Here is a 4840-nt window from a genome sequence, read left to right as displayed (position 1 = left end):
CGTCCCGCCCGTCCTTTTTGGCCGGGCGGGACGCCCATCCCACTTTCAAGAGTGGAAGTTATTTAATTCTCATTCCTAATAAGGTAGGGGCGGGTTAACAAAAAATATCTGCTCATAATTGACAATCTCAAAAACCCGCCCTTTTAATCGCGGTAACTCGATCGGACACGATCTCAAATCGTTATCAAAGCAGATTTCGTGTCATGTAAGGTGCGTGACTTTCCAGCATCTCGCTGTTAATTGAGGAACTAAAAAGTCACGCACCCTAACGAGTATAGATAAACCCGCCCTTATTAATTCAGCAATTGTAGAATCCGCTGAAGCGGAATTTCCGCGAAATCTAAGCGGTAATTGAGTTCGTAGGCTAGCTCGGCAACCGCTTTTTCCAAAATGTAAGCATCCAGCAAAACTTGTAGTTCCGGTATAGATTTGGGCAAGAAACTTGCATCGGCTGCAGTCGCCAAATAACTCTTGACAAAAGTGAGGCTGACCCAGCGGTGCCAAACGTTCGCCCACTGCTGCATCTCCGGGAGATTTTCAGGGCGAATCATGCCACTTTCTACTTCATTGCGGAGTGCCAAAGTAACAGCGTAACTTATAGATTGCAGCATTCCCGCAACATCTCGCAGGGGCGACCTCTTCATCCGCCGCTCGCTTAAGGGTCGATCGCGTTCTCCTCCGAAATCAATAATTACGAAGTCTTTGCCTGTATAAAGAACTTGCCCGAAATGAAAGTCCCCGTGACAGCGAATTCTATCGGCGGTGATTCTCAAGTTCAAAATAGACTTGAAACGTTCCATGATCAACTCTTCGCGGTTGAGGAGCTTTTGCGCCGATTTTTGTATTTCTGGTGGCAGTTTAGACAGCCGTTTTTTCAGATCCAGCAAAGTTCTTCCCGCCAGATTTCTCATGTGTTGATAGATGGAACGCTGGTAAAAGGAGGTGAAGTTTTCTGGGGCAAAAGCGGGATTTTCTGTGTCAGAAGCTAAAGCCAGGTGAAGTTCGGCTGTCCGCTGACCTAAAAGTTCGGCTGATGCTAAGTAAGAGCCGATGAGTTCGCGAGCTAATTCTGGAATTTCTAGCGATAAATCGGCTACTAGCGAGTTTTGCTGCCGCTGGGTTTGTCCGGTCAAAGCGTTCGGCAAATAATTTTCGGGGGCAGTAGATAAATTATCGCTGGAATGCTTTGCTTCTACTGTCATTACTTGCTCGAAATAGTCGCGCAGTGTGTCTAATGTATAAGACCAAGCATCTACGCTGTCGGGGATTAATTTTTGTAGGATTCCGACTGTAAGGACTTGTTTGGCTGGTGTGTGATATTCCAATGCTCCGGTAATTGGAGCGTAATGTTGGATCGAGTTGCGCTCTGTTAAAAAGCGTCCGATTTCTAATTCAGGGTTAATACCTTCCTCGACTTTTCGCAATATTTTCAGGACGAAGCGGTCGCCGTAACCTGCAGATGTATTGCTTTGTTCTTTTTTGAACAGGTGAGGTTCGAGCTGCGCTAACTCTTCTTCTGATTTGAATGCACTGTCGGCAATTCCTAGCAGTTGACCTGCAACACCTCTGTAACTGCGAGAATTGGCGATCGCCCCCAGCAGTGCGCTCAGAAAACCTTTCTCCCCAGCAGCATCAAATAGTACCCCGATTTCCTTTTTGGTTTCTGGGAAGTGCAGGCGCGCGATCGCCCGATCGTCCACATCGCCTTTAATCTCTTCCCACCCTAAAGGCAAAACGTAAGTTTCCGGCATACCTTCAGTATAATTCAACTGCAAAAACAGAATGTAAACTTGAGATTCCTCTCCCGCGCTATCTTTACATTCAATCGGTAAAACATCACTTATTTCTAAAGATTGAATTGTCCGATCTGAACCGCTAAACCAGCGATTCCGCCGCAAGTATCCCGGCAAAAGATTAAGCAGCATATCGCTTAACTGACTTGTAGCAAAAGCAGTTTTCCAATTACCTATGACCGCCAAAGTAGGCAAGTCTGTGGGAACACCGTGCAGCGAAAAATCTTCGTGTTTAACAGTAAGAGTAAACCAGTAAAACGTGTGAGGACTCAAGCACAAAAAGTAAGGCGAATCGCCAACAGCAGGAAACTCCGTGCGGCCGAAAATCTCCACCGGAACAGCACCTTTAAAGGGCGCCAGGTCTAATTCTGCCGTCTGGACGAAGCGCGACAAATTAGCCACTACGAGGATGTGTTCGTCTTGATAAGTGCGTACAAAAGCTAAAACTTTGCGGTTTTCCGGGTACAGAAACTCGCAAGTTCCGCGACCGAATGCTTGGAAACGCTGCCTAATTGCAATCAGGCGTTTCATCCACCACCAAAGAGAACTCGGATTCGCCCGCTGCGCGTCCACGTTAACAGATTCGTAGTGATATTCAGGGTCAACAATGGGCGGTGCGTAAAGTCGCTGCGGGTTAGCGCGACTAAAACCGGCATTGCGATCGCCACTCCACTGCATCGGAGTTCTCACCCCGTTGCGATCGCCCAAATAGATATTGTCTCCCATGCCAATTTCATCGCCGTAGTAAAGCACCGGCGTACCCGGAAGAGACAGCAGCAAAGCATTCATCAACTCAATGCGGCGGCGGTTATTTCCCATCAAAGGAGCCAAGCGGCGGCGGATGCCCAAATTAATTCTCGCCTGAGTGTCTTGAGCGTAAACCCGATACATATAATCTCGGTCTTCATCACTCACCATTTCCAGCGTCAATTCATCATGATTCCGCAAAAATAATGCCCACTGACAATTATTGGGAATATGTGGAGTTTGCTGGAGAATGTCGCTAATTGGGAAGCTATCTTCCATATGCAAAGCCATAAATAAACGCGGCATCAGCGGAAAATGAAAGTTCATGTGACATTCATCCCCAGCAGCGTAATATTCAACTGCATCCTCCGGCCACTGATTCGCCTCAGCCAGCAGCATCCGGTTCGGGAAGTTTTCATCTACGTGCTTCCGCAATTGCTTCAGGAATTGGTGAGTTTCTGGCAGGTTTTCGCAGTTAGTACCTTCGCGCTCGTACAGGTAAGGCACCGCATCCATCCGCAGTCCGTCTACTCCCAGTGCCAACCAGAAATCTACCACATCTAAGATGGCTTGGCGGACGGCCGGATTGTCGTAATTCAAATCGGGTTGGTGCGAATAAAAACGGTGCCAGTAATAAGCTTTTGCTACCGCATCCCAAGCCCAATTAGATGTTTCAAAATCTTGGAAAATAATCCGAGCATCTTGATATTTTTCCGGCGTGTCGCTCCACACATAAAAATCTCTTTCGTTACTGCCTTTCGGGGCCCTGCGCGCTCGCTGAAACCAAGCGTGCTGATCGGAAGTGTGGTTGACAATCAACTCAATAATGACTCGAATTCCCCGCTGGTGCGCTGCTTCTAAAAGGTCTTTAAAGTCCTCTAATGTGCCGTAAATCGGATTGACCGTAGTATAGTGAGATGTATCGTAGCCGTCGTCTCGGAGCGGCGAGGGAAAAAATGGCAGTACCCAAATGGCTGTGACTCCCAAGTTTTGCAGGTAATCCAGTTTTTCTGTCAGTCCTCTAAAGTCGCCGATCCCGTCTGCATTGCTGTCGGCAAAAGCGCGAACTGGTACTTCGTAAATAATCGCGTCTTTGAACCACAACGGGTCGTTATTTAACATTGAGTTTGGCATGATTTGTAGCGATGATTGGTAATTGGTAATTTTTACTTAAAGTTTGGTAATTGGGATTTCTTAGTTCCAATCCAAACTGATAAATCATAACTTATAATTGGGCCGCTATTCATCATGCCAGCCGCAGACTTTTAATCGTAATTTATGAACGCAAAACTTATAATTTCTTAACTATAGCCATCCTAAATCATTCATGAGGATTTGTAGGGGTAGTGCTAAGAGTGCCTACCCCAGTATTTAGGGGCAACCACGGGGAGTAGGGGTCGGATTGCCCCTACAAGAATTATGGAAATGATGCGAGGATCGCTATATAAAATCTCAACAATCTGTTTTGCTATTTCGGACACAGTTAACAATCCGGGTACTGTGCTACCTACCGATGCGCGGTGCACACCCTACCAAGTCGTGTCAACTTAAGCCTGAAACCCCTCTGTATCTCTCGCTGGTAGCCCAGTCTAGATCCCCCTCGCATCCCCCTTGATAAGGGGAGTAGGGGTTGACTTTGAGAACACTCTTGTCCCCCCCTCTTATTAAGGCAGGGCGGTTTCATTCTCACCAAAATCAGGCTTTTGTAGGGGCGGTGCCAAGAGTGCCCGCCCCCACCCACAGACGATTTCACAGTTTGGGACATGGGGGCAACCACAGGGGATTGCCCCTACCGAGAATGAAACCGCCCCCCCTCTTATTAAGGGGGAGTAGGGGGCAAGCTAAGGGGCGATCGAGTCCTTGTTGACACTAAGCACACCCTACAGACTCAGGGTTAGGTGCGGTATTTACTACCTGCCGGACGGTTCCCACGACACTACGGTACCTTGACGTGGATTGCTAATTTTCGTTACATTAGTTTACATAAAGCAACAAAAGTTAAGGAAAAAGTAAAAATGACTATTGTAATCGCTCTTTTAATCGTCGGTTGGGTAGCAGCCTCAGTAATTGGCACTCAAGCATATTTCCTGGGCGAACAGTCAAAGCCCATCCACGAGCGGAATTGGAACGATGAGTCTTTTGAACAACTGGCAAAATCAGTGACGGGAACAGAAGTTGATTACCGCGTTCGCGTTCCCGCCTACAGCATGGATGCTTACGGCAGCCGCACCATCTCGAATTCTTGATATCAAGTAACAGGTTTCACTATTTTCAATAACAGGCAGGATGCCTGTTGCTAA

General features: G+C 47.3%; 2 protein-coding genes. One reads left to right on the top strand and one right to left on the bottom strand.

The window, feature by feature from the left end:
- Window positions 1–293: 293 nt before the first annotated feature.
- Window positions 294–3662, bottom strand: coding sequence for a maltose alpha-D-glucosyltransferase (treS, locus tag QT987_RS11455; RefSeq protein WP_333239887.1), 3369 nt, complete (start codon window positions 3660–3662; stop codon window positions 294–296).
- An 893-nt stretch (window positions 3663–4555) separates the two neighbouring features.
- Between treS and QT987_RS11450 the strand changes: the two genes are divergently transcribed.
- A complete protein-coding gene (locus QT987_RS11450; RefSeq protein WP_333239885.1) occupies window positions 4556–4786 on the top strand; it encodes a photosystem II protein, Psb35-related in 231 nt (76 codons plus the stop codon).
- Window positions 4787–4840 lie beyond the last annotated feature (54 nt).

This window comes from Microcoleus sp. SVA1B4, assembly GCF_036700545.1.
Lineage (GTDB): Bacteria > Cyanobacteriota > Cyanobacteriia > Cyanobacteriales > Microcoleaceae > Microcoleus.
This window is presented reverse-complemented; position numbering and strand designations above follow the sequence as displayed.

What these genes read in the sequence shown, in the direction of transcription:
- treS (WP_333239887.1), bottom strand. Translation starts at nt 3,662, where the DNA reads ATGTTAAATAACGACCCGTTGTGGTTCAAAGACGCGATTATTTACGAA.
- QT987_RS11450 (WP_333239885.1), top strand. Translation starts at nt 4,556, where the DNA reads ATGACTATTGTAATCGCTCTTTTAATCGTCGGTTGGGTAGCAGCCTCA.